A 22,399-nucleotide genomic window follows, 5' to 3' on the forward strand; every position below is an offset into this window, starting at 1 on the left:
TCCGGGTCGCCGAGCAGCGCCCAGCCGGTGCCGTCGGGGCGGCGGTGGTCGGCCGGCAGGGGGGTGGCGCCCAGGTGCTCCGAACAGTTGATCATGCCCGCCGCTCGAGGCGTAGAGTCGGCGCATGACCGGGGTGGGAGCGGACGCGGAGCCGGCGGCCGGGGCGAGCGCGGCGGCCGGGACGGACGCGTCGGTGGCGGGCGGCACGGGCGCGGCCGGGGAGGGTGCGGCGACCTGGGAGCGGCGAGCCGCCGAGCTGGCCGCGTTGCGGGCCGGCGGACACTGGCTGCGCGGACCGTCCACCGCACTGGGGGTGCTCGGTCAGCAGGCCCTCGAGGACGCGCACGAGCGCTATCTCGCCTTCCTGCTGGACCCCCACGGCACCCACGGTCTGGGTAGCACACTGCTCGCCGCCCTGCTGCGCCGGGCCGGCCGCGCCGACATCGCGGCGGACACCGCGGCGCTGGCCCAGGCAGAGGTGCGGCGCCAGGTGGTCGGCACGGCCAGCCGGCCCGATCTGGTGGTGACCGCCCCCCGCTTCACGCTCGTGGTGGAGCTGAAGATCCGCACCACCGAGGGACACCGCCAGACGCCCAACCAGCAGCGCGACTTCGCCCACCATCCCGACCCGGTGTTCGTCTACCTGACCCCGAGCGGCCGGTCGGCGCTCTCCACCGCGTTCCGCCCGGTCTCGCTGCTCCAGCTCTCCCGCGACCTCACAGCCGCGCTCAAGGCCCCACCCCGCGCCGAGACCGTGCACGCGGAACGCGGCCGCACGGTGGCGCGCGACTACCTCAACGCCCTGGAGGACGTGCTCGGTATGAGTCCGGTGAACGACGCCGCGGCCCGCTTCTGGTTGACCCACAACGCGGACATGGCCCTCGCCCGCCAGGCGGCGAGCGACCTCCTCGCGGGCCTGCCCGAGCGCACCCACGCGGTGCTCACCGAGCTGGCCCCGCGGCTGGGCGAGGGCCTGGAGGTCGCCTGGATCGAGTACGACGCGGTCGGTGGGAAGGACACCTACCCCGAGGTGGCGGTGGTCCTCGGCCGCCGCGAGTGGCTGACGCCGGGGCAGCCCCGCTGCGGGTTCGGGCTGGGCCAGCGGCGCCAGCGGGTCGATCCCAAGGACAACGGCGAACGGGCTCCGTTCGTCGGCTTCTACTGCGAGGACGACCGGATGCGGGACGCCGTCTCCGCCCACTTCGGGCGCCGTCAGTGGGGCGGCCACTGGGCCCGGTGGGCCTACCTGCCGCTGCGGCCCGAACCGCGGCTGCCGGTGCTGGAGGGGCTGGCCCGCCGGGTCGCGGAGAGCGTCACCATGGGGTGGCGCGAGGACGGGGAGGTCATGGAGCGGTTCCGGGCCGGAACACCGGACGGCTGACGGCTCGTTAGCGTCCCGTGGGAGTCAACAAGGAACGCATGCTGGCCGGTGACTGGTACGTCGCCGACGACGAGGAACTGGCCGCCGACACCCGGCGCCGGGTCGAGCTCTGCGCGGCCTTCAACGCCGAACCGCCCCCCGGGGAGCGGCGCCGGATCCTGGCCGACCTGCTCGGCTCACTCGGTGCGGACGTCGGGATCCGCCCGCCGTTCCGCTGTGACTACGGCTACCACATCGCGATCGGCGACCGCACGTTCGTGAACTTCGGCGCGGTCTTCCTCGACGCCGCGCCGATCACCGTCGGCGCCGACGTCCAGATCGGCCCCAACGTCCAACTCCTCACCCCAACCCATGAACTGGACACCGCCCGGCGCCGCGCCGGCTGGGAACGCGCCCTCCCGGTGACCATCGGCGACAACGTCTGGCTCGGCGGCGGCGTCATCGTCTGCCCCGGCGTCACCATCGGCCCCGACACCGTCGTCGGCGCCGGCTCGGTGGTCACCCGAGACCTCCCGGCCGGCGTCCTGGCGGTGGGCAACCCGGCCCGGGTGGTGCGCGAGCTGGGGTGAGCCGGGTGCCGGGCTGCGGTCCCTACTCCTCCCTCCGGCGATGGCACGCTCTCACCCGTCGGGGAGCGTCCGGCTCATTCGTGCGGGCGGGCCAGCCGGCGGAGCAGGGTGAGGGTGTCGGCGCGGGGTACGGGGGCGAAGAAGCGGGCGTCTGCCTGCTCGACGGCGGCGATGGCGCGCGGTGCGAGGTCGGCGCCCGCCTCGGTGACCTGCAGCAGCTTGGCGCGGGTGTCGGCGGGGTCGGTCTCCCGGCGCACCAGGCCCTTGGCCTCCAGGGTTCGCAGCACCTGGGAGGTCATCTTCACGTCGGTGCCGGCCTGGGTCGCCACCGCCAGCTGATTGGGCTGCTGCCCCTGTGAGTTGAGCCACCAGGTGCAGGCGAGCAGGACGAACTGCACGTGGGTGAGCTGGAGCGGCCCCAGCGCGGCGGCGATCTCGCGCTGCCAGCGCAGGGTGGTGTGCCAGAGCAGGAAACCGGGGCTGTCGGCGGGGGTCCCGGACATCAGTTGGCCGCCTTCTCCGCCAGCTCGACCAGGGCGGCCATCGTCTCCGGCCAGTCACCGGTGATCGCCGGACCGACCTGCGCCCCCAGCTCGTCCGCCCCCTCGCCCGTCATCTCCATCCGGTAGGTCACCCGGGAGCCGCCCCCGGCCGACGGCTCGACCAGGTGCATGGTCCGGAGTTCCACCGTGCCGAACCGGGCGATGTCCGCGAACTGCCGGTCGGCCACGACCTCGGCGATCTCCAGTCGCACCGGCTCCTGGCCGGCCGGAGTCATGGTGATCACGCTGCCGGTGGCGAACGGGCCGTCCAGCTCGATGGCCTCGATGTCCGCGATCCAGACCGGCCAATTGAGCACGTCGGCCCAGAGCGCGAAGACGGCGTCGGGGGTGGCGGCGGTGTCGGTGCTGTTCTGGTAGCTCCACATGGCGTGCTCGCTCCTCGCGGTCGGTCTTGATCTACGAAGAGATTATCTACGCAAAGACCATCTGTCGACAGGTCAACAGATGATCATTCGAACAGCACTTCTGAAGACCCGTCGGAGCGTGGAAGGGTGTCGCCATGGGCAGCAGACGTACATGGAGCTGAGCGCGGCCGTACTGGGCGCCTGGCTGCTCTGGCCCGCCTGGGCGGCGGTGCCGGTCACCATGCTCGCGCTGGCCTGCGTGGTCACCGAACAGCCGCGCTGGCGCCGACTGCTGGCCACGCCCGGGCGGTGAGGCGCTGGGCGCCGGTGGTCAGCGCTGCGCGGTGAGGGTGCCGGTGGTGAGGGCGGCGAGGAAGGCGGCGAAGGCGGGGGCGGGGAAGGCCAGGGCGGGGCCGTGAGGGTCCTTGGAGTCGCGCACGGGGGTGGTGCGGGGGAGGCGGGCTACCTCGACGCAATCGCCGCCGTTGGCTCCGGAGTAGGAGGACTTGCGCCAGGAGGGGCCTGCCGGAGGAGCAGCGGGCAGCATGTTGACCATTCCTCTCAGGATGGAGCTGATCAGGCGTCGCGAGTCATCGGCGTTGAGCGCTCGCGCCCTGGCCCGATGGTACAGCTGGTCCCAGGAGCTGATCTCTTCTGCATCAGTGATCACATGACCGCGCGTCAGGCTCTCCGAATAGAGCACTTGGCGGCCGTTGGCACTTTCGACCAGTCGCAGCGATGTGCCGGATCCTGCATCGGCTCCGAGCTCGAACGGCAGAGCGTGGATGCCGACGTTCGGCAGATGGCTCATCTCGAGGACCCTTCGGAGTTGACGGGCCATCACGGCGGGGCCGCCCACCTGCCGACGCAGCACGCCTTCCTCAAGCAGGAACTCCACTCGCGCCTCACCGCGAAGCACCGCCTGCCGAGCCATCCGAGCGGCGATGCGTTCCGCTTCGACCTCGCGGGGGAGCCCCGGAGTGTGACTGGCGATCAGAGCGCGCATGTACTCCTCGGTCTGAAGCAGGCCGGGCATGACGCCGTTGTCCAATGACCGGATCCTGCGCGCCTTCCGCTCGATTTCGGCGTAGTGGCGGAACCAGTCGGGGTGCACGTCCGCCGTCTCCTGGACGACCGCGCCGTACATCCGCTCGAAGACTCCGGGTGCTTCCAGGAACTCGTCGCACGCCTTGGCGAATTCCTCGGTCGGCAGCCGTTTCCCCAGCTCAATCGCCGACACCCACGTCTGATCGCAGTGCGCGTACCTCGCCAGCTCTGCCTGGGACTTCCCCCGCATCGCCCGCCACACCACCAGCTCGCGCCCGAAGCGCTCCGCCGCACTCAGCGGCCCACTGCTCATCTGTCGCTTCCTCGGCGGCACCGCGTCCTCCCTACGACCAACCCGAATGACTTACGACCGACGCAAGTGACCTACCGAAACGCTAGGTAGCCACCCCGTCACAGCAGCAGACTCATCATGCAACGCAACCCCCACCCCTCACCCCGGGTTCGCGTCAAAACCACCCCTGGGAGGACTCCCCGTGATCACCGACCCTGCCTTGCCCGAGTGCCGCTGTCCGCACGACTGCGGTGGGCGCCCGGAGCTCCGCTACCAGCTCCGCCCCGGCTACCCCGCCCCTGAACCCGGCACCCCACAGCCCGAACCGCCCGAGCACCCCTACGCCCCCGGGAAGCGGGGCGAGTTGGTGTACGACACCCTGAACGGCCGGGTCGGTGCCTTCATGGACCGGTCCCGCAACCGGGTGTACCTGCGGCCCGAGCGCGGCGGCACGGAGTGGGACGTCGACGGAAAGTGGCTGGTGGAACTCCCGTGAACTTCATCGCACATCAGCGGGCGGTCGACGCCCTGGACGAACTCCGCGACGCCATCGAGGACGCGGGCCTGGACGTCCACGACGTCTCCGGCGGCTGGCGCATCACCCAGGCGGGCACCGTGCTCATCCAGCTGCGGCCCCTCCACCCGCACGAAGCCCTTGCCCTCGCGTCCGCCATCCGTCCGCGGGACTCCGACTCCAGCGCCGAACCCAACTCCGATACCTGACACCGGAAGTCGACCCCATCGACTTCCCCCTCCCGACCCATCGACTTCCCACTCTTGAGGCCTCCCGGCCGCCATCCGGAGGCCTCACCCTCATGCCGGCTCCCACACCGAGCAGTCGTGTGCGAACAGCACCCGCCGCGGATCGAACTCCATCAGCCGGTCGACCCACGCCCGGTAGCTCGGCAGCGGCACCGCCACCCCTTCCAGCCTCGCCCGTCGCGCGAGCTGCGCCGCCCCGAACTCCGAAGCGAAGTCGTGCGCTTGGCCGGCCAGGATCACCGTCCCGTCCCCTTGCCGCACCACCAGCGACTGATGCCCGTCCGTGTGCCCGGGCGTCGGGATCACCCACACGCCGGGCCACACCTCGGCCTCCCCGCCGAGCTCCTCGTACACCGCGCCACGGAAGTCGACCAACTCCTCGAACGTGTAGTTCCCCCGCCGGGCCTCGGCCAGCTCTCCACGCTGCACCAGGATCGGCTTGCCGCCCAGCAGCGGATTGCCGCCGCAGTGATCGAAGTGCAGATGGCAGTTCACCACCACGTCGACGTCCGCCACCGCGACCCCGGCCCCCGCCAGTGCCGCCTCCAACGGCCGGCGCCGCGGCCGGTAGTGCGCCTCGGTCCCGGCATCGGCCGCGCCCATCCCGGTGTCGAAGAGGATCAGCCCCTCCTCGCGCCGCACCAGGTACCCGAGCACCGGTTCCACCCTGGGCTCCGGCCCTCCGGTCTCACTCGCCGGCCGAACGAAGTACCCGAGGTCGAGGCGGTGCACCTGTGCGTTCGCGGTGGAGTCCGTCATGCCTTCAGCGTGAGGCCCGACCCCGGGTCGGGGTCAACCCCCGAACAGCTCCGCCAGGTGGTGCCGCAGGACCGCCAGCGCCGCCGCGCCGTCCCGCTGGCCCCCGAGCACACTCGACCCCAGCCCGTTGACCATCGCCAGCAGCCCGGCGGCGGTCATCTCGGCGTCCCGCCCGGCATCGATCTCCCCGGCGTCCTGGGCCGCCCGGATCTGCTTTGCCAGGAACCCCTCCAGCAGGTCGGGTTGGGCGGCGCCGTGCTTGGCGAGCAGCTCGGGATCGTTCAACACCAGTGCGTAGTAAGCGGCGTACGTCCTGGTGATGCGGCGGCTCTCGGCGTCCGTCGGCAGGATGCACGACAGCACCGCGGTCACGTTGCCTCGCGGCGTGGGCGGGGTGCCGGCCGCGGTGATCCACTCCGCCATGCGGGCCTGGAGCTGGGCGCCGAGCCGCTCCAAGGCGTCGAGGAGGAGGCCTTCCTTGCTGGTGAAGTAGTACTGCACCAGTCGGAGGGAGACGCCGGCTTCGGCGGCGACCGCGCGCATGCTGGCCGACTGCAGGCCCTGGGTGTCGGCGATCCTCAGCAGCGCCTCGGCGATCTGGCGCCGGCGTTCCTCGTGTTCGACTCGCGCGGTCATCCTGCGACACCTCCCTGGTACACCCGTATCATGCCGTGATACAGATGTATCATGCGAATCAGCCAATTCAAGAACGACCGGGCCGAGAACCGGTTCCGCACCGCCTACGAGCAGGCTCTGGCAGAACTGTGGCCGGGCCCGCACAGCGCGTCGGACGTCCTGACCGCCTTCGGCACCACCCGGGTCTACCGGACCGGCCCGCAGAGCGGGGAGCCGATCGTGCTGCTGCCCGGCTCGGGCGGCAATGCGCTGATGTGGCACCGGTACGTCGAACCGCTGAGCCGGCGGCACCCCCTGATCGCCGTCGACACCATCGGCGAACCGGGCGCGAGCGTGCAGACCGCCCCGATCGCGGACGGGCGGGACGGCGCCGCGTGGCTGGAAGAGCTGCTGGCCGCGCTGGATGTGTCGTCCGCTCACCTCGTCGGCTGCTCCTACGGCGGCTGGTTTGCGCTGAGCCACCGGATCCACCATCCCGGACGGACCGCCTCCCTCACCCTCCTCGACTCCGCCGGCTTCGCCCCCTTCGGCCCCCGCTTCTACGCCTGGCTGATCGCCGGCGGGCTCGCCTCGGCCGCTCCGCGCCCGCTCCGCCCCCGGCTGGCCCGCCTGGTGGGCAACAGCGCGATCCTGGAGACCGAACTGATGCGCCTGATGCGCGCCTCGACGGGATTCCGGCGCGCGCTGCCGGTGCCGCCGGTCTTCACCGACGACGAACTGCACCGCATGGGCGACGTCCCGTCCCTGTTCCTGCTCGGCGCCCGCAGCGCCATGCACGACTCGCGCCAGGTCGCCGACCGCATCCGGGCGTTGGTGCCGTCCGCCCGGGTGGAGGTCGTGCCCGACGCCGGCCACGCGCTGCCCACCGACCGGCCGGACCTGGTGACCGACCGCATCCTCCACCTCGCCGCCGGCGTCACGCCGTACGATCGCCGGCCATGACCGAACCCGCCGCGAACCCCGACAGCTACCACGTCACCGGCCACCCCACCATCGCCCCGGACGGCGTCACCGTCCGCCAGCGGTACGGCGGCAGGACGGAGACCGGGATCCACTAGCAGCTCGTCGTAGCCGGGGTCGCCGGGGCGGAACGTGTGCCAACCGTCGTCCGGGACGGCTGGATCATGCTGGCGGCCAACTATCCGGAGAAGGCCCTGGAGTGGATCGCGCTGAAGCGCGCGGACCTGACGGACCCGGACTACCGGCAGGACTACCTCGCCTATGACCAGGCCTACGACTGGGACCCGGCGGATCCCCGGCTGGAGCGACTCGCCGACTCCATGGCCGCCCGGTTCGTCCAGCTCCATCGTCACCCCGCGGTCGCTGATCCCGAGGTCGCGCAGCTCCGCCAGGTAGTCCGCTATCTCGGGCGGGAGGAAGGAGCCGCTCGCCGGCGGTGAGCTGGGCGACCCGGCGGCAGGCGGGTCCCTTCCGGGTGCGAGCGGGCCTGCGGGAGGTCCAGGCGTCCGGCGCGGAGCTCGCGGAACTCTCCGAGCACGAGGTCCTCTCCGCCGACGCGGTTCGCCGGCGCCGCCGGACTCCTGCCGGCCGGCCGACCGCCCGCCGACGTGGCCACCGCGGTCGGCTTCTACGACCAGTCCCATCTGACCCGGCACTTCCGCCGCCACCTGGGTGTCCCGCCCGGGCGCTACGCACCGGCCGCACGGCCGCGGTGAACCCCCTCACCGGGCCACCTATGCTCGCGGGATGACGACCACCTGGGAACCCGGCACCTCGGGCCTGCTGCGGCTGCCCTCGGGGCGGCTGGTGCGTGGCCGGGGGCTGCGGAATCCGTTGCCGGCGGGGCAGTCGCCCACGTTCGGGCTCTACCTGCTGGGGCGCCGGCCACCGGCGGTGGAGTGGGAGTCCTGCTGGCTGCGGTGGCCGGATTTCCGGCTGCCGGCCGACCGGGCCCGGGCCGTGGCCGTGCTGCGCGAGGTGTGGCAGCGCCTCGGGGAGGGGCGGGTCGAGGTGGCCTGCGCCGGCGGCAAGGGGCGGACCGGGACGGCGCTGGCCTGCCTCGCCGTGCTGGACGGGGTGCCCGGCGGCGAGGCGGTGGCCTACGTGCGGCAGCACTACTCCCCGCACGCGGTGGAGACGCCCTGGCAGCGCCGTTACGTGGCCCGCTTCCCCGGCGCTCAGGCGAGCAGCAGTGCGGCCAGCGCGGGCGCCAGGTAGACCAGCGGGAACGGGATGTGGCCGTAGGCGCGGGCCCGGGCGCAGGTGAGGGCGGCGCCGAGGAAGTAGAGCACCAGGCCGGTGGCGGCGAGCGCGCCGATGACCGGCACGGCCAGGCCGATCAGCAGGCCCGCGGCGCCCGCGAGCTTGGCGGCGCCGAGGAAGGGCCACCACGAGCGCGGGACGCCGTACCGGGTGAGCGGCTCGACGACGAACGAGGCGCGGGCGAAGATCGACGCGCCGGAGAAGCCGGCCATGACGGCGCCCAGGACGGTGACGACGGTGTGGGCAGTGGACATCGGGTCCTCCTCGGTGTGGTTCGCTCGCTGCGGCGCCTTGCGGCTCCACTGAGACGACTCCGGGCCGGGCGGGAATGTGACAGACCAGGGGAGGTTTCTTCCGTCAGATCCCGAGGTGCTCCGACTCCCAGACGGCGCGGACCCGTTCGGCGACGTCGGCGGCCTGGCGCAGGCCCGCGCGATAGGCGGGGACCTGGGCGGCCGGGTCCATCGGGTTGGCGCCGAAGGCGCGCACCGACTCCTCGTCGGGTCCGACGCTCACCGCGGACGCGGATCCGGCGGCGGCCGACGGGTACTGGTGGGCCATCGGCTCGATCGCGACCAGCCGCCGGGCGCCCGCCGCGAGGTCGGTGTTGCTGCCGGCCCGCAGCGCGCCGTCCAGGTAGTGGCGGCCGTCGACGCTGACCGGTGGCGCCGTGCCCGGGAACGCGCTGCCGGCCGCGACCGCTCGGGCCAGCGGCACACCGCAGTCGCGGTCCCACACCACCGGCTCGCCGTCAGCGGCTGCCACGGCGGGGATCAGCAGCCGCTGCTCGGGCCAGTCATCGGTGCCGATCAGCGCGCGGCGTCCGGCGATCAGGGCCTGCTCCAGCTCGGGGTCGGCGGTGGCGAGCGCGATGGCGCCCACCCGGCGCCGCGCCTCGGCCGGATCCTGGCCCGGGGTGCCGAGCACCGCGAACACCTCGCCGAGCCGGCTGCCGTCCAGCCGCCCCTGGGGTCCGGAGCCGCTCGGGGGCGTGTCGAACAGCTCCAAGTCCCGACCGGCGAGCAGCATCCCGGCGACGATCGCCCCGGCCGAGGTCCCCACGACCAGGTCGGCCTCCTCGAGGCGCAGGCCGGTCCGGCGCAGGCCGACCAGCAGGCCGGCCGTCCAGGCGGCACCGACCTGACCCCCGGGGCCCAGCACCAGGGCGCGGTCAATGGCATTCATGGCGACGATCCCCCGTCAACTGCTCGGCGTGCGAAGCTATTTGATGATCATATGCCTTCGGTCGCCCCCCTCCGTTGCGGCCAGCCGTGCCGCCAACCCGTCGAGGATCGCCCGCAGTCCGAACTCGAAGGCACCGTCGGGGGCGGCCGTGTAGTCGGTGGCGGCAGCCGTGTCGATGCGTTCCCGCAGGCGGGGGAACCGCTTGGCGATCTCGGCGCTGCGGGCGACGGCCTCGGCCATCCGCTGCTCGGCGTCGTCGCCGGCGCGGGTCAGGCGGCGGGTGAGGGAGACGTCGGCGGCGGGGCCGAGCGCATGGCCCAGCACGTAGAGGAGGACGGTGGCGGCGGCTCGGTCCGCGTCGTCGGGGGCGAAGCCGGCCTGCTCGTAGACGGCGAGGCTGTGGTCGTCGTGGCGGGCCATGGCCGGCCCGTACATCAGGTGGCTGCCGAAGGCCTGGCTGAGCCACGGATGGCGGCCCAGCACCTCGTGCAGGCTGGTGGCCATCGCGGTGGCGGCGGTGCGCCAGTCGACGGCGGCGAGGTCGGGCAGCCGCACCTCGCCCCAGACCGCGTCGGCGGCGAGTCGCACCAGTTCGTCCTTGGTCTTGATGTGCCAGTAGATGGCGGTGGCGGCCGCGCCGAGGCGGCTGCCCAGGCTGCGCATGTTGAGCCCGTCCAGGCCGTCCTGGTCGAGGAGTTCGACGGCGGCCCGGACGATCTGATCGGCGGTCAGCGTGTTGCGGGGCATGGTGCGCAAGTCTACTGAACTTAGTTCAGGAAGCACCCCCACACCTCTTGCACTTAGTTCAAGCATGCCGCTACCTTCGTCTCGTACTTAGTTCAAGTGCCCAAGGGGGAAGACATGGAACAGCAGGAGCAGCTCGCCGCCTTCGTCGCCGCCACGGCCGAGGAGTTCGGCGTGCCCGGCCTCTCGGTCGGCATCCTGACGGGCGGTCAGGAGCTCACTGCCGCCCACGGAGTCACCAATCTGGACAACCCGCTGCCGGTGACCGCCGACACGCTCTACCCGCTGGCATCGGTGTCCAAGACGTACACCGCCACCGCGGTGATGCGGCTGGTCGCCGAGGGCCGGCTGGAGCTGGACGCGCCGGTGCGCCGCTACGTCCCCGAGCTGCGGCTCGCCGACGAGGGCGCCGCCGAGCGGATCACCGTGCTCAACCTGCTCAACCACACCGCGGGGCTGGACTGGAACCTGCTCGGCGAGGCGGCGGGGGACGGTTCGCTGGAGTCGTTCGTGGCGGGGCTGGCCGGGCTGTCACTGGTCGCCGAGCCGGGCGCCAGGGCCTCGTACAGCCAGGCCGGCTACAACCTGCTCGGGCGGGTGGTGGAGCGGGTCACCGGGCTGCCCTTCGAGAAGGCGCTGGCCGAGCTGGTGCTGGAGCCGGCCGGACTGCGGAACACCTTCTTGGACACCGACGACATCATGGTCCGGCGGTTCGCCGTCGGCCACAACCGCGGCGAGGACGGGGAGGCGCGGCCGGCCACCCCTTGGCGGGCGTTCCGCTCCGACGACCGCGCCAACAACCCCGGCGGCGGCATCGTCTCCTCGGTGAGCGACCTGCTGCGCTGGGCCCGGTTCCACCTCGGCACGGGCGACGGCGTGCTGCCCACCGAACTGCTGCACGGCATGCGGGAGCAGACCGTGGAGCTGCGGGCCAGCAGCTTCGGCGACGGCATCGGGATCTGCTGGTTCCTGCGCGGGGTGGGCGGCGCGCGGACCCTCGGGGCCGGGGGGTCGGGCAACGGCGTGTTCACCGAGCTGCTGATCGTGCCGGAGCGGGACTTCGCGGTGGTCTCGCTGGCCAACGTCGGCCCGGACGGCTACAACGCGAACCAGCGGGTGGTCGCCTGGGCGCTGGAGCACCACCTCGGCCTGGTCGAGGAGCAGCCGGAGCCGGTCGCCCACGACGAGGCGCGGGCCCGCGAGGTGGCGGGCCGCTACGAGAACGACGCGATGGCCCTGGAGATCGCCACCGACGGGGCCCGGCTCACCCTGGCGGTCGGGATCAAGCCGGAGATCCGGGCGGCGGCGGACGATGAGATGCCCGCGGACTACGGGCCGGCCGCCATCGGGTTCCTGGCCGCCGACGGCGACGACTACCTCGTCACCGAAGGCGGGCTGCAGGGGCAGCGCGGCTTCTTCAGCCGGGACGCCCAGGGCGTGGTGACCGGGGTCGACCTGGCCGGGCGGCTCTTCCCCCGGGTCGGCTGACTAGAACCCGGAGAACCCCCGGAAGACGCCGTCCTCCTCGACGCCCCGGGCGACGTCGTCGAACTCCAGGTTGGCCAGCGAGAGCTCCGTCTCCACGGACTGCAGTTCGCTGGCGACCACCCGGATCGACCGCTGCTCCAGCAGATCGACGAGCAGAACCGGAAGTTCGTGCGAGGAGAACGTCACCTCGTCGGCCAGCACCACCAGCCGCTGGGCGACGTCCTCGGGCAGCAGCGGGATGACCTGTTCGGTGCTCAAGCCGGCGTACCCGGGCTCCTCCACCAGGGCCACGTCGGCGACGGAGCCCTCGTCGGACGCGGTGCGGACGGCGGTGCACAAGGCGTCCCAGCCGGCCTGGTCGGCGAAGTCGGTGCGGATCAGCAGGGTCACCGCTCCAGGTTAGCCGAGCGGTCCTGACCCGGCGTCAACAACGGGCGGGGCGCGCGGAGTGGCAGGACGATCGAGCGGGCGCGGTGTCAAGTGCCGTGCCGTCCAACGCCGCCCCGGCGCCCGCCGCGATTTCCGGGTGCCACGGCCGGGCGGGTGGCGCGAGAATGAGCCGCATGCTCACCATCGACAGGCTGACCGAGGGCGACCGCGCGGACTGGGCGGAGCTCTTCCGCGACTACTTCACCTTCTACCGGCGGGACGAGCCGCAGGAGACCTACGAGCGCTCCTGGTCCGGCATCCAGGAGGACACCCGGATCCACGCGCTCGGCGCCAAGCTGGACGGGCGGCTGGTCGGGATCACCCACTTCCTGGTCCACGCCAACACCTCGGGTCCGGACGTCTGCTACCTGCAGGACCTGTTCACGGCCGCGGACGCCCGCGGCAAGGGCGTGGCCCGGGCGCTGATCGAGGCGGTGGCGGGGTTCGCCCGCGAGCGCGGCTGCGGGCGGGTCTACTGGATGACCCACGAGACCAACGCGACGGCCCGGTTGCTCTACGACAAGGTGGCCGACAACCGCGGTTTCATCCGCTACCAGATCGACCTGTAGCGCCCCGGGTCCGGCAGGGCCCGAGCGCCTCCCCGGCCGCCCGGGGCGCGTGAGATCCGCGTCCCAGGTGACTGGGAAGACCCTGGGAGTTGCCTCAACGGCTTCTTCTGCAGGCAGGGCATGTCGAGGTGTTTGTCCGAATATGTCGGCGATCGCCTTCAGTGGGCGGTCCAGCGTCCGCCCAGGTGCCGCCCAGGGCTTCGCAAGAGCGCGGGCCCACCCTTGACAACCATGAAGGTCCTCCCGCGACGGCGTGGCGCCGTCCTCGTGAACTCGGTGCTCGGCGCGGCCCTGGTCGCCGGCGGGGTGCTGGCGTACACCACCGTGAACAGCACCAGCAGCGCGGCGGCAAGCAAGCAGACCACCCGGACGGCAACCGTCACCAAGGGGACGGTCCTGGCCACGGTGTCCGGATCCGGCACCCTCTCCTCGCCCACCGATGCGGGCGAGGACTTCGTGACCGGTGGCAAGCTGACCGCAGTGAAGGTCTCGGTCGGCGACACCGTCACCCAGGGTGAAGTGCTGGCCACCGTGGACACCACCGCGGCCCAGCAGGCCGTGAACGCGGCCAACTCGGCACTGTCGACGGCGCAGGCGGGGGTGGACTCGGCGCAGGCCAACCTGACCAAGGCGCAGGCGGGCACCACCACGACCAGCACGGTGCCGGTCGGGCAGGCGGGCAACTCCGCCGTGCAGGCGTCGTACACCGGCGGCTCCGGCAGTGGCGGCTCCCACCCCACGTCGGCCGCGTCGTCCGGCTCGGCCACGCCGACCACCACGACCTCCGCCGACCAGACGTCGACCCCGTCGACTTCTCGCGGCGGCAGCAGCACCGGTGGCGGCAGCACCGGTGGCGGTAACACCGGCGGCGGCACCGGCGGTGGCGCTCCGGCCCCGCAGACCACCACCATCACCACCACCAAGGTCGACCCGGCCGCCGTGGCCCAGGCGCAGCAGCAGCTGACGCAGGCCCAGCAGCAGCTGGCCACCGCACAGACCAACCTCACCAACGCCCAGACCGCGCTGGCCGGCACCACGCTGACCGCCTCGGTCTCCGGCACCGTCGCCTCGATCGGCGGCAAGGTCGGCGACACCGTCTCCGGCACCGGCGCCGGCAGCACCGGATCGGCGGGCTCGGGCGGCGGCAGCGGCAGCTCCTCGACGTCGAAGAGCACGTCGAGCAGCACGGGCTCCAGCACGCCGTCCGGCTTCATCGTGATCACCAACCCGACCGGCATGCAGGTGACCGCGGACTTCTCCGAGCTGGACTCGCTCAAGGTGCAGAAGAACCAGGGCGCCACCGTCACCCTCAACGCGCAGTCCGACACCACGTACAACGCCAAGGTGCTGAGCGTCAGTTCGCTGCCCGTGAGCAGCGGCTCCGGCTCCGGCAGCGGCGCGAGCTCCGGCGCGGTGCAGTACGCCGCGGTGCTGCAGATCGACGGTGACACCAGCAAGCTGCGCACCGGCATGAGCGCGACCGTCTCGGTGGTCACCGGCGAGGCCGACAACGCGCTCTCCGTGTCCGCCTCCGCGCTGGCCGGCACCGGCACCAGCCGGACCGCCACCGTGGTCAACCCGGACGGCAGCACCTCGCGGGTCAACGTGACCGTCGGCGTCCAGGGCGACACCACCGACCAGGTGCTCTCCGGACTGACCGAGGGCCAGAAGGTGCAGATCATCCCGACCACCTCGGGCGGCAGCAACGGCTTCCCGAGCGGTGCCTTCCCCGGTGGCTTCGGCGGTGGCGGCGGCTTCGGCGGCGGCGGTGGCCGCGGCGGCGCCGGTGGCGGTGGCGCCCGGACCGGTGGCGGCGGCAGCAAGGGCGGCAACTGATGAACCACCGCCGGGCCCGCAAGTCGCGGGCGGTCGAGGAGCAGCGGCAGGGGCCGCCGCCCCCGGTCATCCAGGTCCGCGGGCTCACCAAGTCATACGGTCACGGCGACGCGACCGTGCACGCGCTGCGCGGTCCGGCCGACCCGGTCACCGGTGAGCCGATGGGCGTGACCCTGGACATCGAGCAGGGCGACTTCGTCGCGGTGATGGGCAGTTCGGGTTCCGGCAAGTCCACCCTGATGAACATCCTCGGCTGCCTGGACGTGCCGACCGGCGGTCGCTACCTGCTGGACGGCGTGGACGTCGGCCATCTGGACGAGCAGCAGCTCTCGCTGGTGCGCAACCGCAAGATCGGCTTCATCTTCCAGTCGTTCAACCTGGTGCCCCGCACCACCGCGCTGGCCCAGGTGGAGCTTCCGCTGGCCTACGCCGGCGTGCGGGCGGCCGAGCGGCGCCGGCGCGCCGAGGCGGCGCTGACGCTGGTCGGCCTGGACAAGCGGATGGACCACAAGCCCAACGAGCTCTCCGGCGGCCAGCAGCAGCGCGTCGCGGTGGCCCGGGCGCTGGTCACCGCGCCCGCCATGCTGCTGGCCGACGAGCCCACCGGCAACCTGGACACCCGCTCCACCGAAGAGGTACTGAGCATCATCGACGGACTGAACGCAACCGGCCGAACGGTCGTGCTGATCACCCATGAGGACGAGGTGGCCGCCCACGCCAAGCGCGTGCTGCGGCTGGTCGACGGCCAGGTGATCTCCGACGTGCGGCAGGGCGCGGTGGCCGGCCCGCCGCCGCTGCTCGCCGACACCCTGGCGACCACCCGGCGGGTCCCGCTGGTCGGAGGCCCCCGATGATCCTCTGGCAGATGATCCGCTTCGCCTTCGCGGGCCTGGCGGCCAACAAGGTGCGCTCCGCGCTCACCATGCTCGGCGTGCTGATCGGTGTCGCCTCGGTGATCCTGCTGCTCGCCGTCGGCAACGGCTCCTCGGTGGCGGTGAAGAACTCCATCACCGCGCTCGGCACCAACTCGCTCACCGTGACCTCCGGCTCGGCCGGCGGGGCCCGCACCGCGAGCACCGTGAAGAAGCTGACCGTCGACGACGCCCGCGCGCTGGCCGACCCGAGCGCCGCGCCCGACATCAAGTCGGTCGCCCCGGTGGTCACCGCCAGCGCGACCGCCGACTACGGCAACATCTCCTACACCCCGGGCTCGGTGATCGGCACCTACCCGGCCTACTTCGAGACGGCCAACGAGAAGATCGCGCACGGCGACTACTTCAGCAGTGACGACGTGCTCAACTCCAGCAAGGTGGCGGTGATCGGCTCGACCACCGCCCAGCAGCTGTTCGACACCGAGGACCCGGTGGGCAAGAAGATCAGCCTGGGCGGCACGCCGTTCACCGTGGTCGGCGTGCTGGCCACCAAGGGCGGTGCCACCGGCTTCAACGACCCGGACGACGTGGTGATCGCCCCGCTGCCGACCGTGCAGAACGCCTTCACCGGCTTCAGCTCGGTCAACCAGATCCTGGTGCAGGCGACGTCGGCCGACACCACCACCCAGGCCCAGTCCGAGATCACCCAGATCCTGATGGGCACCCACTCGTTGACCGATCCGACCAAGCTGGACTTCCGGGTCAGCAACCAGTCCCAGCTGCTCAGCGCGCGGGAGAGCACCAGCCAGACGTTCACCGTGCTGCTCGGCGCGGTCGCGGCGATCTCGCTGCTGGTCGGCGGGATCGGGATCACCAACATCATGCTGGTGACGGTGACCGAGCGGACCCGGGAGATCGGCATCCGCAAGGCGCTGGGTGCGCCCAAGGCGGTCATCCTGGGCCAGTTCCTGGCCGAGTCCACGCTGCTGTCGGTGATCGGAGCCGGCCTCGGAGTGGCGGTCGGGATGGCCGGCTCGCACTTCAGCGTGGTCGGCATCAAACCGGTGGTGATCCCGTCCTCGGTGCTCGGCGCGTTCGCCATCGCCGTCGCCATCGGCCTGTTCTTCGGCAGCTACCCGGCCAACCGGGCCGCGTCGCTGCGACCCATCGACGCCCTGCGGCACGAGTGAGGTACCCCATGAGCATCGACAACGAGCTCACCGAGCTCACCGGTCCGGCGGTGGATCCCGTCGACCCCGCCGAGCTGCTGGCGACCCCGCCGGACGCGCGGGACATCAGCGCGGAGCTCGCGGCGCCGCCGCGCCGCAAGCTGCCCTGGCTCACCCTGCTGCTGGCCGGCGGGGTGATCGCGGCCGGCGCCTTCGCCGGCGGGGCCTGGTACCAGCAGAAGTACGGCAGCGGCAGCGGCGGCGGCAGCGGCCGGGCGGCGATCGCGGCCGCTGCCCAGCGCGCCGCCCAGGGCGCCGGCGGGCGGACCTCCCGCGGTGGCGGCGGCCAGACCCAGGGCGGCGGTCAGGGTGGTGGCGGCTTCACCCGCGGCACGGTCAAGCTGGTGGACGGCAGCACCGTCTACCTCACCGACGCCAACGGCAACATCGTCAAGGTGACCACCGGCGACTCCACCAAGGTGTCGGTGACCCAGGACGGCAAGGTCGGCGATCTGCAGCCGGGCCAGAGCGTGACCGTGGTCGGCACCCCGGACGGCTCGGGCGGCTACTCGGCCAGCCAGCTGACCGAGGGCGGTGCCGCCGCACCCGGCGGTTTCGGCGGCGGTGGTTTCGGTGGCGCCGGCGGCTTCGGTGGCGGTGGCGGCTCCGCCGGTGGCGGTGCCAAGAACGGCGGGTGACGCCTGCTCAGGACCCCGACCGGATCCTCCCCTTCCCTATACCGGGACCTCCCTGTTCCGCCACAATGTGCGACGTGCCGGCGAAAGTGCGCCGGCGCGTCGCACATTCGCTTCCCGGGGGACTAGCGTGTCCAGTTCCACTCCGCCGGCCGCTCCCGCCCGCAAGGGCTCCAGCGCGGCACTCGGTTGGTTGGTCTCCATCGGCTTCAACGTGGTGGCGCCGATCCTGATCTACAACCACTTCCACGGCCACACCAGCGAGTACGTCGCCGTGCTGCTGTCCGGTCTCGGCCCGGTCCTCGACATCGCGATCTACCTGGCCTGGCACCGCCGGGTCGACGAGTTCGCGGTGGTCTCGCTGACCTTCGTGCTGCTCACCGTGGTCGTCTCGTTCATCGGCCCGCACGACGCCAAGCTGCTGCTCGCCAAGGACTCGGCGATCACCGGCCTGTTCGGGCTGCTCTGCCTGGTCACCCTGCTCGCGCCCAAGCCGCTGATGTTCTACTTCGGCCGCAAGTTCGCCACCGACGGCACCGCCGAGCAGGTCGCCTGGTGGAACGGCCTGTGGCAGTACGACGGCTTCCGCACCGTGCAGCGCAACCTCACCATCGGCTGGGGCGTGGGCTTCCTGGTGGAGGCGGCGATCCGGCTGGTCTGCGTCTACACGCTCGCCGACAGCCAGGTGGTCACGGTGAACAGCTTCCTGCCGTACGCCTTCACCGGTGGGCTGGTGCTCTGGACGATGATGTACGCCAAGCGGGCCAGGGCCAGGGGCGAGGCCGCCCGCGCGGCGCTCGCCGAGAGTTCCGCCACCGCCTGAGTTCGACCGGTCGCCACCGGCTGACCGTTCACGAACAAGCCGGGCGCCGGGCGCAAACGCGCTGTGATCACGTCGATCCGGTTGGTCTCGTCGAATACGGAGGGACCAACCGGCTCATGCATTTTTCACAGATTTCGCGTAGCCTCCGGAACCGTCTGTCATCCGATCGGAAGAACGCCCAGAGCCGGGAGGCCCGCCACGTGATGCCAGGGACCGCCATGCAGGAGACCGCCCGACTGGGAACGGCCGCCGGCGCGCAAACCCCTATCGGCCAGCCCAGCGGCGAGGCCTTCCTGCTGGTCGTGGATGACGAGCCGAACATCCGGGAGCTGCTCTCCGCCTCGCTGCGGTTCTCCGGCTTCCGGGTCGAGTCGGCCGCCACCGGTGAGGAGGCGCTGGCCGCCATCGCCGAGGAGCGGCCCGACCTGGTGGTGCTCGACGTGATGCTGCCCGACCTGGACGGCTTCACCGTGGTGGAGCGGCTGCGCGAGCAGACCCGCCGCCAGCAGATCGCCAACCCGGCCGGCCTCGCCGCCCGCCCTGGCCGCCCCCGCCCCTCCGACCACCTGCCGGTGCTCTTCCTCACCGCCAAGGACGGCACCGAGGACAAGGTGCACGGCCTGGCCGCCGGCGCGGACGACTACGTCACCAAGCCGTTCAGCCTGGAGGAGCTGATCGCCCGGATCCGGGCGATCCTGCGCCGGGCCGGCGGACCGACCGAGGACGGCCGCCTGGTGGTCGCCGACCTCACCCTGGACCCGCTGGCCCACGAGGTCACCAGGGACGGCCGACCGGTCTCGCTGTCGCCCACCGAGTTCAAGCTGCTGCACTACCTGATGGCCAACGTCGGCCGGGTGGTCTCCAAGGCGCAGATCCTCGACCACGTCTGGGCCTACGACTTCGGCGGCGACCTCAGCATCGTCGAGTCCTACATCTCCTACCTGCGGCGGAAGCTGGACGCCGGGCCCGAGCACGGCCCCAAGCTGATCCACACCGTGCGCGGCATCGGCTACGCGCTGCGCCGCCCGCCGCAGCAGAGCCAGGACTGACCTGGTGCGGCGACCGGCCCGGTGGCGCCCGGGCGTGCTGCGGCCCTTCCGACCGCTGTCGCTGCGGGCCCGGCTGCTGGCGGCCACCCTGGTGCTGGTCGCCGCCGGGCTGGTGGTCAGCGACCTGGTGGTGCTCGGCACCGTGCGCACCCAGATGACCAACCGGCTCGACCAGCAGCTGCAGCAGGTCGGCGCCCCGCTTTCCCACCGCACCGGCCAGCACGGCCCCGGCGGGCCCGGCATCTCGCCGTTCGCCGCCGACAACCAGGTCACCAGCCGGCGCAATCCGCTGACCGGCATGCTGCCCAGCCTCTACGAGGTGCGCATGCTGTCCGCCGACGGCAGCGTGCTGCGGGTGATGCGCCAGCCGATGGCGCCCACCGACCCGGGCCTCCAGCTGCCGCACCTCACCCCCGCGCAGCTGACCGCTCGCTGCGGGGCCGCGTTCCAGGTGCCCGGGCAGAGCGGGGACGGCGACGATCCCTGGCGGGTGCTGATCCTCCCGGTGGAGCGGACCACACCGGCCACCTCCCGGACCGCACCCGCCTACGTGGTGGTGGGCGCCTCGATGGACGAGGTCAACTCCACGGTGGAGAAGCTCCAGGCCTCGTTCCTGCTGATCGGCGGCGTGGTGCTGGTGGTGCTCGGCGGTGTCGGCTTCTTCGCGGTGCGGGCCGGGCTGCGGCCGCTGCGCCGCATCGAGAACCGCACCGCGCTGATCGCCGCCGGTGAGCTCTCCCAGCGGATGCCCGAGCTGCCGGCCTCCACCGAGGTGGGGCGGCTCTCGCAGGCACTGAACGGGATGCTCGACCAGATCGAGTCGGCGTTCGCCGCCCGGGCGGCCTCCGAGGCGAAGATGCGCCGGTTCGTCGCCGACGCCTCGCACGAGCTGCGCACCCCGCTGGCCGGGATCCGCGGCTTCGCCGAGCTCTACCGGATGGGCGCGCTGCGCGACGACACCGACGTCAAGCGGACCATGGGCCGGATCGAGGCCGAGGCGCAGCGCCTCGGCGGCCTGGTCGAGGACCTGTTGACGCTGGCCCGGCTCGACGAGGAGCGCCCGCTCGACCTGGCCCCGATGGACCTGCGCACGCTGGCCGCCGACGCGCTGCACGACCTGACCGCGCTCGACCCGACCCGGCCGGTCTCGCTCACCGGCCCCGGCGGCACCGGTGCGCCCGGCGCGGCGCCGGTGCTGGGGGACGAGGCGCGGCTGCGCCAGGTGGTCAGCAACCTGGTCGGCAACGCCGTCAAGCACACCCCGCCGGGCACCCCGGTGCGGATCGGGGTGGGCTCGGTGGACGGTTCGTGCCTGCTCGAAGTGGCCGACTGCGGGCCGGGGTTGACGGCTGATGAGGCGGAGCGGGTGTTCGAGCGGTTCTACCGGGTGGACGCCTCGCGCAGCCGGCTCGACGGGGGCGGGGCGGGCCTCGGCCTGGCCATCGCGGCGGCCCTCACCCGTGCCCACGGCGGTGAGCTGACCCTGGAGAGCGGGGCCGGCAGGGGTGCCGTCTTCCGGGTCGCGCTGTCGGCGACAGGCTCCTGACCAGCGCCTTCCCAACCGCTGTGAGCGGTCAGACAGGACCCCGCCGCATCGTGCAGATGGTGTGTAGGTCATACTGTTTGGCAGGCCTTGTGAAAGTGTTCACGTTCACAAGCTCACGAGCTTGACCTGCCTTGGTGTGGTTCGCGGTGAAATGCACCCCTGCTGGTCGAGCGAGGCAGGATTCCGGTGAAAACCGGCCAGAACGGGCGATCGTCCGACTCCTGGCCGGCCAGCGATCAGCAGGGAAGAGGCCGAGGTGGAGCTGGCAATCGCTCACGAGACCATCGCCCGATGGCAGTTCGGGATCACCACCGTCTATCACTTCCTGTTCGTGCCACTGACCATCAGCCTGGCGGCGATGGTCGCGGGGTTGGAGACCGCCTGGGTTCGCACGGGGAAGCAGAAGTACTTCCACGCCACCAAGTTCTGGGGCAAGCTCTTCCTGATCAACATCGCCATGGGCGTGGTGACCGGGATCGTGCAGGAGTTCCAGTTCGGCATGAACTGGTCCGACTACTCGCGCTTCGTCGGCGACGTCTTCGGCGCCCCGCTCGCGATGGAGGCGCTGATCGCCTTCTTCTTCGAGTCCACCTTCATCGGCCTGTGGATCTTCGGCTGGGACAAGCTGCCGAAGAAGCTGCACTGCGCCTGCATATGGCTGGTGGCGATCGGCACCATGCTCTCCGGCTACTTCATCCTGGCCGCCAACTCCTGGATGCAGCACCCCACCGGCTACCGGATCGACCCGGTCACCCACCGGGCCCAGCTCACCGACATCGGCAGGGTGCTCTTCCAGGACACCACCCTGGTCGTGGTCTTCCACACCCTCACCGCCGCCTTCCTGACCGGTGCCGCCTTCATGGTCGGCATCGCCTCGCACCACCTGTGGAAGGCCAGGCGGCAGGCCCGGGCAGGTCAGCGCACGGACGGGCGCAAGGTCGCCTCGATGCGCACGTCGCTGCGGCTCGGCCTGGTGATGGCCGTGATCGCCGGCCTGGGCACCGCGATCAGCGGCGACACCCTGGCCAAGGTGATGTTCGAGCAGCAGCCGATGAAGATGGCCGCCGCCGAGGCGCTCTGGGACACCCAGAAGCCCGCCCCCTTCTCGGTCTTCGCGGTCGGCGACGTCTCCAGGGGCCACAACTCGGTCGAGCTGCAGGTGCCCGGGATCCTGTCCTTCCTCGCCAAGAGCGACTTCACCGACGCGGTGCCCGGCATCAACGACACCGCCGCCGCCGAGGCCGCCAAGTACGGCGGCAGCCCGCGCGACTACATCCCGAGCGTCTTCGTCACCTACTGGGGCTTCCGCCTGATGATCGGGTTCGGCATGACCTCCTTCGTGGCCGGGCTGATCGGACTCTGGACCACCCGCAAGCGGTGGTTCCTCGCCCCGGAGTTCCGTACCGGCGAGGACGAGC

The 22,399-nt window shown here is 72.0% G+C and carries 28 protein-coding genes; 19 read left to right on the top strand and 9 right to left on the bottom strand.

Annotation, left to right across the window (positions count from 1 at the left end; all coding sequences use genetic code 11):
- Window positions 1-124: 124 nt before the first annotated feature.
- Together LN042_RS30375 and LN042_RS30380 are read left to right on the top strand one after the other, a co-directional pair.
- Window positions 125-1,381, top strand: a complete 1,257-nt coding sequence (locus LN042_RS30375) for a PDDEXK-like family protein (protein WP_230054630.1) — start codon at window positions 125-127, stop codon at window positions 1,379-1,381.
- 17 nt (window positions 1,382-1,398) lie between these two features.
- Window positions 1,399-1,950: a sugar O-acetyltransferase gene (locus LN042_RS30380; protein ID WP_230054631.1), complete on the top strand. Its 552-nt coding sequence runs from the start codon at window positions 1,399-1,401 to the stop codon at window positions 1,948-1,950.
- Between the two features lie 74 nt (window positions 1,951-2,024).
- Here LN042_RS30380 and LN042_RS30385 read toward each other — a convergent pair whose 3' ends face one another.
- Window positions 2,025-2,453: a MarR family winged helix-turn-helix transcriptional regulator gene (locus LN042_RS30385; RefSeq protein ID WP_230054632.1), complete on the bottom strand. Its 429-nt coding sequence runs from the start codon at window positions 2,451-2,453 to the stop codon at window positions 2,025-2,027.
- Window positions 2,453-2,878, bottom strand: coding sequence for an SRPBCC family protein (locus LN042_RS30390; RefSeq protein ID WP_230054633.1), 426 nt, complete (start codon window positions 2,876-2,878; stop codon window positions 2,453-2,455). Before LN042_RS30390 ends, LN042_RS30385 begins: the two co-directional genes overlap by 1 nt.
- A 151-nt stretch (window positions 2,879-3,029) precedes the next feature.
- On the opposite strand from LN042_RS30390, the gene LN042_RS30395 reads away from it, so the two are divergent.
- On the top strand, window positions 3,030-3,170 hold the full coding sequence (locus LN042_RS30395) for a hypothetical protein (protein WP_230054634.1): 141 nt from the start codon (window positions 3,030-3,032) through the stop codon (window positions 3,168-3,170).
- Window positions 3,171-3,188: 18 nt separating this feature from the next.
- Here the strand turns inward: LN042_RS30395 and LN042_RS30400 are convergent, their stop codons facing one another.
- Window positions 3,189-4,217: a helix-turn-helix domain-containing protein gene (locus LN042_RS30400; RefSeq protein WP_230054635.1), complete on the bottom strand. Its 1,029-nt coding sequence runs from the start codon at window positions 4,215-4,217 to the stop codon at window positions 3,189-3,191.
- 181 nt (window positions 4,218-4,398) lie between these two features.
- On the opposite strand from LN042_RS30400, the gene LN042_RS30405 reads away from it, so the two are divergent.
- Window positions 4,399-4,692, top strand: coding sequence for a hypothetical protein (locus LN042_RS30405; protein WP_230054636.1), 294 nt, complete (start codon window positions 4,399-4,401; stop codon window positions 4,690-4,692).
- Window positions 4,689-4,919 carry a hypothetical protein gene (locus LN042_RS30410; protein WP_230054637.1) on the top strand — a complete coding sequence of 77 codons (231 nt, stop codon included), beginning with the start codon at window positions 4,689-4,691 and terminating at the stop codon, window positions 4,917-4,919. The genes LN042_RS30405 and LN042_RS30410 overlap by 4 nt, the downstream gene beginning before the upstream one ends.
- Before the next feature lie 90 nt (window positions 4,920-5,009).
- Here the strand turns inward: LN042_RS30410 and LN042_RS30415 are convergent, their stop codons facing one another.
- Both LN042_RS30415 and LN042_RS30420 read right to left on the bottom strand, forming a co-directional pair.
- Window positions 5,010-5,717 carry an MBL fold metallo-hydrolase gene (locus tag LN042_RS30415; RefSeq protein WP_230054638.1) on the bottom strand — a complete coding sequence of 236 codons (708 nt, stop codon included), beginning with the start codon at window positions 5,715-5,717 and terminating at the stop codon, window positions 5,010-5,012.
- A gap of 33 nt (window positions 5,718-5,750) precedes the next feature.
- Entirely contained in the window at window positions 5,751-6,353 is a 603-nt protein-coding gene (locus tag LN042_RS30420) for a TetR/AcrR family transcriptional regulator (RefSeq protein ID WP_230054639.1), read from the bottom strand.
- Window positions 6,354-6,404: 51 nt separating this feature from the next.
- Here LN042_RS30420 and LN042_RS30425 point away from each other — a divergent pair, with 51 nt between their 5' ends.
- From LN042_RS30425 to LN042_RS30440, 4 genes are all read left to right on the top strand, one after another.
- Window positions 6,405-7,295 carry an alpha/beta fold hydrolase gene (locus LN042_RS30425; protein ID WP_230054640.1) on the top strand — a complete coding sequence of 297 codons (891 nt, stop codon included), beginning with the start codon at window positions 6,405-6,407 and terminating at the stop codon, window positions 7,293-7,295.
- A 152-nt stretch (window positions 7,296-7,447) separates the two neighbouring features.
- A complete protein-coding gene (locus LN042_RS30430; RefSeq protein WP_230054641.1) occupies window positions 7,448-7,753 on the top strand; it encodes a hypothetical protein in 306 nt (101 codons plus the stop codon).
- Window positions 7,754-7,921: 168 nt separating this feature from the next.
- Entirely contained in the window at window positions 7,922-8,029 is a 108-nt protein-coding gene (locus LN042_RS30435) for a helix-turn-helix transcriptional regulator (protein ID WP_372495847.1), read from the top strand.
- A 31-nt stretch (window positions 8,030-8,060) separates the two neighbouring features.
- On the top strand, window positions 8,061-8,531 hold the full coding sequence (locus LN042_RS30440) for a protein-tyrosine phosphatase family protein (RefSeq protein ID WP_230054642.1): 471 nt from the start codon (window positions 8,061-8,063) through the stop codon (window positions 8,529-8,531).
- Here LN042_RS30440 and LN042_RS30445 read toward each other — a convergent pair.
- The 3 genes from LN042_RS30445 to LN042_RS30455 all read right to left on the bottom strand — a co-directional run bounded on the left by LN042_RS30445 (window position 8,492) and on the right by LN042_RS30455 (window position 10,508).
- Entirely contained in the window at window positions 8,492-8,830 is a 339-nt protein-coding gene (locus LN042_RS30445) for a DoxX family protein (RefSeq protein WP_230054643.1), read from the bottom strand. The two genes, LN042_RS30440 and LN042_RS30445, sit on opposite strands and share 40 nt — an antisense overlap.
- A 103-nt stretch (window positions 8,831-8,933) precedes the next feature.
- The gene (locus LN042_RS30450; protein WP_230054644.1) at window positions 8,934-9,761 is read right to left on the bottom strand and encodes a patatin-like phospholipase family protein; all 828 of its coding nucleotides are present in this window, start codon (window positions 9,759-9,761) and stop codon (window positions 8,934-8,936) included.
- 36 nt (window positions 9,762-9,797) lie between these two features.
- Window positions 9,798-10,508 (bottom strand): TetR/AcrR family transcriptional regulator, encoded by a 711-nt coding sequence (locus LN042_RS30455; protein WP_230054645.1) that lies wholly within the window; start codon window positions 10,506-10,508, stop codon window positions 9,798-9,800.
- 114 nt (window positions 10,509-10,622) lie between these two features.
- On the opposite strand from LN042_RS30455, the gene LN042_RS30460 reads away from it, so the two are divergent.
- Complete coding sequence (locus LN042_RS30460) at window positions 10,623-11,993, top strand: serine hydrolase domain-containing protein (protein WP_230054646.1); 1,371 nt, start codon at window positions 10,623-10,625, stop codon at window positions 11,991-11,993.
- On the opposite strand, the gene LN042_RS30465 is transcribed toward LN042_RS30460, so the two are convergent.
- Window positions 11,994-12,383 carry a DUF6924 domain-containing protein gene (locus tag LN042_RS30465; RefSeq protein WP_230054647.1) on the bottom strand — a complete coding sequence of 130 codons (390 nt, stop codon included), beginning with the start codon at window positions 12,381-12,383 and terminating at the stop codon, window positions 11,994-11,996.
- Between the two features lie 173 nt (window positions 12,384-12,556).
- Here LN042_RS30465 and LN042_RS30470 point away from each other — a divergent pair, with 173 nt between their 5' ends.
- The 9 genes from LN042_RS30470 to LN042_RS30510 all read left to right on the top strand — a co-directional run.
- Entirely contained in the window at window positions 12,557-12,991 is a 435-nt protein-coding gene (locus tag LN042_RS30470) for a GNAT family N-acetyltransferase (RefSeq protein WP_230054648.1), read from the top strand.
- 231 nt (window positions 12,992-13,222) lie between these two features.
- The gene (locus LN042_RS30475) at window positions 13,223-14,827 is read left to right on the top strand and encodes an efflux RND transporter periplasmic adaptor subunit (protein ID WP_230054649.1); all 1,605 of its coding nucleotides are present in this window, start codon (window positions 13,223-13,225) and stop codon (window positions 14,825-14,827) included.
- On the top strand, window positions 14,827-15,681 hold the full coding sequence (locus LN042_RS30480; protein WP_230054650.1) for an ABC transporter ATP-binding protein: 855 nt from the start codon (window positions 14,827-14,829) through the stop codon (window positions 15,679-15,681). Before LN042_RS30475 ends, LN042_RS30480 begins: the two co-directional genes overlap by 1 nt.
- Window positions 15,678-16,889, top strand: coding sequence for an ABC transporter permease (locus LN042_RS30485; RefSeq protein WP_230054651.1), 1,212 nt, complete (start codon window positions 15,678-15,680; stop codon window positions 16,887-16,889). The genes LN042_RS30480 and LN042_RS30485 overlap by 4 nt, the downstream gene beginning before the upstream one ends.
- Before the next feature lie 8 nt (window positions 16,890-16,897).
- Window positions 16,898-17,566, top strand: coding sequence for a hypothetical protein (locus LN042_RS30490; protein WP_230054652.1), 669 nt, complete (start codon window positions 16,898-16,900; stop codon window positions 17,564-17,566).
- Window positions 17,567-17,693: 127 nt separating this feature from the next.
- Window positions 17,694-18,386 carry a VC0807 family protein gene (locus LN042_RS30495; RefSeq protein ID WP_230054653.1) on the top strand — a complete coding sequence of 231 codons (693 nt, stop codon included), beginning with the start codon at window positions 17,694-17,696 and terminating at the stop codon, window positions 18,384-18,386.
- Between the two features lie 218 nt (window positions 18,387-18,604).
- Entirely contained in the window at window positions 18,605-19,435 is an 831-nt protein-coding gene (locus tag LN042_RS30500) for a response regulator transcription factor (RefSeq protein WP_230054654.1), read from the top strand.
- 4 nt (window positions 19,436-19,439) lie between these two features.
- Window positions 19,440-20,981 (top strand): sensor histidine kinase, encoded by a 1,542-nt coding sequence (locus LN042_RS30505; RefSeq protein ID WP_230054655.1) that lies wholly within the window; start codon window positions 19,440-19,442, stop codon window positions 20,979-20,981.
- Window positions 20,982-21,237: 256 nt separating this feature from the next.
- The coding region (locus LN042_RS30510) for a cytochrome ubiquinol oxidase subunit I (protein WP_230054656.1) at window positions 21,238-22,399 on the top strand (1,162 nt) is incomplete at its 3' end.

Source organism: Kitasatospora humi (assembly GCF_020907985.1).
Taxonomy (GTDB): Bacteria; Actinomycetota; Actinomycetes; order Streptomycetales; family Streptomycetaceae; genus Kitasatospora; species Kitasatospora humi.

What these genes read in the sequence shown, in the direction of transcription:
- LN042_RS30385 (WP_230054632.1), bottom strand. Translation starts at nt 2,453, where the DNA reads ATGTCCGGGACCCCCGCCGACAGCCCCGGTTTCCTGCTCTGGCACACC.
- LN042_RS30400 (WP_230054635.1), bottom strand. Translation starts at nt 4,217, where the DNA reads ATGAGCAGTGGGCCGCTGAGTGCGGCGGAGCGCTTCGGGCGCGAGCTG.
- LN042_RS30480 (WP_230054650.1), top strand. Translation starts at nt 14,827, where the DNA reads ATGAACCACCGCCGGGCCCGCAAGTCGCGGGCGGTCGAGGAGCAGCGG.
- LN042_RS30415 (WP_230054638.1), bottom strand. Translation starts at nt 5,717, where the DNA reads ATGACGGACTCCACCGCGAACGCACAGGTGCACCGCCTCGACCTCGGG.
- LN042_RS30475 (WP_230054649.1), top strand. Translation starts at nt 13,223, where the DNA reads ATGAAGGTCCTCCCGCGACGGCGTGGCGCCGTCCTCGTGAACTCGGTG.
- LN042_RS30450 (WP_230054644.1), bottom strand. Translation starts at nt 9,761, where the DNA reads ATGAATGCCATTGACCGCGCCCTGGTGCTGGGCCCCGGGGGTCAGGTC.
- LN042_RS30440 (WP_230054642.1), top strand. Translation starts at nt 8,061, where the DNA reads ATGACGACCACCTGGGAACCCGGCACCTCGGGCCTGCTGCGGCTGCCC.
- LN042_RS30390 (WP_230054633.1), bottom strand. Translation starts at nt 2,878, where the DNA reads ATGTGGAGCTACCAGAACAGCACCGACACCGCCGCCACCCCCGACGCC.
- LN042_RS30420 (WP_230054639.1), bottom strand. Translation starts at nt 6,353, where the DNA reads ATGACCGCGCGAGTCGAACACGAGGAACGCCGGCGCCAGATCGCCGAG.
- LN042_RS30460 (WP_230054646.1), top strand. Translation starts at nt 10,623, where the DNA reads ATGGAACAGCAGGAGCAGCTCGCCGCCTTCGTCGCCGCCACGGCCGAG.
- LN042_RS30395 (WP_230054634.1), top strand. Translation starts at nt 3,030, where the DNA reads ATGGAGCTGAGCGCGGCCGTACTGGGCGCCTGGCTGCTCTGGCCCGCC.
- LN042_RS30485 (WP_230054651.1), top strand. Translation starts at nt 15,678, where the DNA reads ATGATCCTCTGGCAGATGATCCGCTTCGCCTTCGCGGGCCTGGCGGCC.
- LN042_RS30425 (WP_230054640.1), top strand. Translation starts at nt 6,405, where the DNA reads ATGCGAATCAGCCAATTCAAGAACGACCGGGCCGAGAACCGGTTCCGC.
- LN042_RS30500 (WP_230054654.1), top strand. Translation starts at nt 18,605, where the DNA reads ATGCAGGAGACCGCCCGACTGGGAACGGCCGCCGGCGCGCAAACCCCT.
- LN042_RS30455 (WP_230054645.1), bottom strand. Translation starts at nt 10,508, where the DNA reads ATGCCCCGCAACACGCTGACCGCCGATCAGATCGTCCGGGCCGCCGTC.
- LN042_RS30470 (WP_230054648.1), top strand. Translation starts at nt 12,557, where the DNA reads ATGCTCACCATCGACAGGCTGACCGAGGGCGACCGCGCGGACTGGGCG.
- LN042_RS30490 (WP_230054652.1), top strand. Translation starts at nt 16,898, where the DNA reads ATGAGCATCGACAACGAGCTCACCGAGCTCACCGGTCCGGCGGTGGAT.
- LN042_RS30375 (WP_230054630.1), top strand. Translation starts at nt 125, where the DNA reads ATGACCGGGGTGGGAGCGGACGCGGAGCCGGCGGCCGGGGCGAGCGCG.
- LN042_RS30445 (WP_230054643.1), bottom strand. Translation starts at nt 8,830, where the DNA reads ATGTCCACTGCCCACACCGTCGTCACCGTCCTGGGCGCCGTCATGGCC.